2 protein-coding genes are annotated in these 2,929 nt (G+C 52.0%); one reads left to right on the top strand and one right to left on the bottom strand.

Annotation, left to right across the window (positions count from 1 at the left end):
• The coding region (locus sphsw_RS18990; protein WP_152555519.1) for a TonB-dependent receptor plug domain-containing protein at window positions 1-1,304 on the bottom strand (1,304 nt) is incomplete at its 3' end.
• A gap of 522 nt (window positions 1,305-1,826) precedes the next feature.
• Between sphsw_RS18990 and sphsw_RS20910 the strand changes: the two genes are divergently transcribed.
• Window positions 1,827-2,591: a response regulator transcription factor gene (locus sphsw_RS20910; protein ID WP_081874357.1), complete on the top strand. Its 765-nt coding sequence runs from the start codon at window positions 1,827-1,829 to the stop codon at window positions 2,589-2,591.
• The last annotated feature ends 338 nt before the right edge of the window (window positions 2,592-2,929 follow it).

Raw genomic sequence — 2,929 nt, 5'->3', positions numbered from 1 at the left:
TTATCAAGGCGATAATTAGCTCGATAGTCGCTGAAGGTCTGGTTAAATCCCTGATTGAACGCCGGCCCCGAATTCGAGCCGACTGTATGCGCCCGAGCGTACTTAGCTTCAACGAAGAAATCAGCCGCATCGCTTACCTTAAAGTGTCCTAGCAAGTTTGCGCTGAAGCGTTCGTTCTTCGGCAAAACCGAAAGCAGACGATCCTCACGGTTGTTGTCGCCATTACCGCCAAGGAATGTACCGGTAGGCCCGGTGCTGATCCGGTTGCCGGTTTGCGGCACCAAATTACCGGCTGAATCAAAAAGATAATTACAGTTGTAGTTAGTACGGGCTCCCGTGCCGCCAGGGATACCCGCGCCGCAGGGTGCTGCGGTGTTGCGGGTCTGTACGACTGGTACCAAGCCGAACCGAGCAATCGTTGAGGACCGTATGTTACGCCCAAAGACGACGTCCGGAATTCCGTCGCTGCCATTCGTCAGTCCGGCACCATCGACGTCGTTGGTCACAAAGCCGTTAGATTGACGGAAATACGGGATCTGCGAACCGAATAAACGATCCTGCTTCGAGTACTCCAATGCCGCCGTGAGATTGCCTCGGTCATCGGCAAAGTTCTTACCTGCAATACCGGATATGTAACGGTTGCCGCCCGACCCAAACTGAGGAATGCTGTTGCCCGCGCGTAATTGCAGACCGTCAAAATTGTTCTTTAGAACGAAGTTGACAACGCCAGCGATAGCGTCGGAGCCATAGACGGCCGAATTGCCGCCGGTCACGATGTCGATACGTTCGATTAGGTCGGTTGGGATGGTGTTAGTATCCACCGCCGCTGCCGTATTCTGGATATCCGACGGCACGTGCCGGCGACCATTAACCAGCACCAACGTGCGTTGCACCCCAAGCCCACGAAGATCGAGAAGGTTGAGGCCTGCAACGCCAATTCCCGAGCCAGGATTCTGCTGCGAGAATGTGCTGCGGAGCTGCGGAAGATCGTTTAACGCTTCACCGACGTTTGGATCGGCCCTGCTGTAGATATCTTGAGACCGGATAGAGGCAATTGGAACAGTTGATTCCAGGTTCGGTCGCCGGATGCGCGATCCCGTCACGACGATCTCTTTGCTTCCCCCGCCAGGAGGAGTTTCGTCTACAACTGTAGGATCGCTACCAACTGCCGTGCTGACTTGAGTATCAGTAGCGCTCGCATCTGCAGCGCCGGCCGCGGGAGAGCCCGCGTTCTGCGCCTGCACATATGCTGGAAACAGGCTTAACGAGCTTACCAACGCCGTCGCTGTCAAAAACCGGATCATCACTACATCCCTGTAACGTACGACACCTTATGGTGCTCAGCCGCTAAGCTCGCCTAACCGCACGGATTTATAAAGCTCGCAAAGTGCTGTCGGTAATTTATTCCGACCGGTGTCATCTAAATGACACATGTTGACCAAACTCGGCAACATCTCTTAATATCGTGACAATGATGAGACACTTAGTGATGTTATGTAAGGAAAATCTGGTATTTTGTGTTAATTCGCTCAGACACTGCCCACCTGCTCATAGCGAGCGTCAGAACGCTATACCAGAATGGCGATCATCCCGCCCCTTTCTAGGCCACTTTGAATGGATCAGGCCTGTTGAAGACGCATTGTGTTCATGTTGGACCATTAGAAGTACGCGACCCCTGATCGTAACCCAGGCTTGGCCAGGCATGGTTCTCACTTGTGTATCTTATGATAGTGTCGGGACGATTGGCCGAGCGTGGCGCCGTATTGATCGTTTTGCGCGTGGGCTGCTCATTCTATCGCGCTGCAACGCCTCTCTGAATTAGAGAAATGTTCATGGAAAATCCGCGACTCGATCTTAAGTCTGTAGATGTTAATTTGCGAGACTCGTGTTCTAACCACGTCAAAACTGTGTTGATATGCAGTAAAGTGGACGATTGCGAGCTGCTTAAAAGCACATTAGGTCGATATGGTTTTATTGTTGAACATACCACGGACATATCATATGTTGAAAGCGTCGCTTACTCGTTAACAGTTGATATTATGATCGTCGACGGTCCGTCTCTATATCCAGATACGGCGTCGGTGATTGGGCGCCTGTTATTAGTCAACGATCGGCCCGGTATAATTGTGCGATCGAGTTCAAACGATGACGTAGATCGGATAGTTGCGCTCGATATGGGAGCGGACGATTGTGTCGATGTATCGTGCAGCGCTCGTGAGATCAGTGCGCGAGCAGCCGCCATTACTCGCCGGACCTCAGTAAGACCCGAGGTAAAGCGTAAATTGGGAAGCCTTGAGTTCGCTGGCTGGGAGCTTCAGGCGGACAGGCGACAGCTGCTTACGCCTACTAAAAACATAATACACTTAACAAGTGCCGAATACTCAATTCTAAGGTGTCTTTTAAGCAATCCTGGGTTCGTTCGAAGCCGGTCAGACTTACGTTATTTTCCTAATAAGAGTAATGATGATGACGGTCGTCCGCGAACGATGGACGTATTAGTAAGTCGTCTTCGTAAAAAGATGATGAGTTATGGTGATGAAAACGTCATTGAGACTGTTCGGGGACTTGGATACAGGTTGATTACGCGATAGCGGCGCATCGCTGCATTTATATAGGCGGTGTTCGAAGAGGGGGTAAGCAAACTGCTTCGCTATTGATCATCTCCAAAATTCACCACGCAACCGACGAAGCATTGCCAGGCGTCAGTATTGATTCCGGTTGAGTGGGAAATAATATCTTAGACTCTGGGGCCGCCAGCCGATCCGGTCGAACTCGCGAGACATGCCTGCATCATCCAGCACGGCCTGTCTGGTTGCGAGAGCTGGCGCTTCACGCACGGTCAGACTGGTGCTGCCGTTGCCGTTTCCGCAAAGCTCTCGATCAACTCAGCGCCAGGCGTGCTGGCAGCGGCAGTTGCGGGCATGGGTAT

The sequence above is a fragment of the Sphingomonas sp. FUKUSWIS1 genome (assembly GCF_000733135.1).
Lineage (GTDB): Bacteria > Pseudomonadota > Alphaproteobacteria > Sphingomonadales > Sphingomonadaceae > Sphingomonas > Sphingomonas aerolata.
The sequence above is the reverse complement of the archived record's forward strand: the minus strand, read 5'-3'. Positions and strand labels throughout refer to the sequence as shown.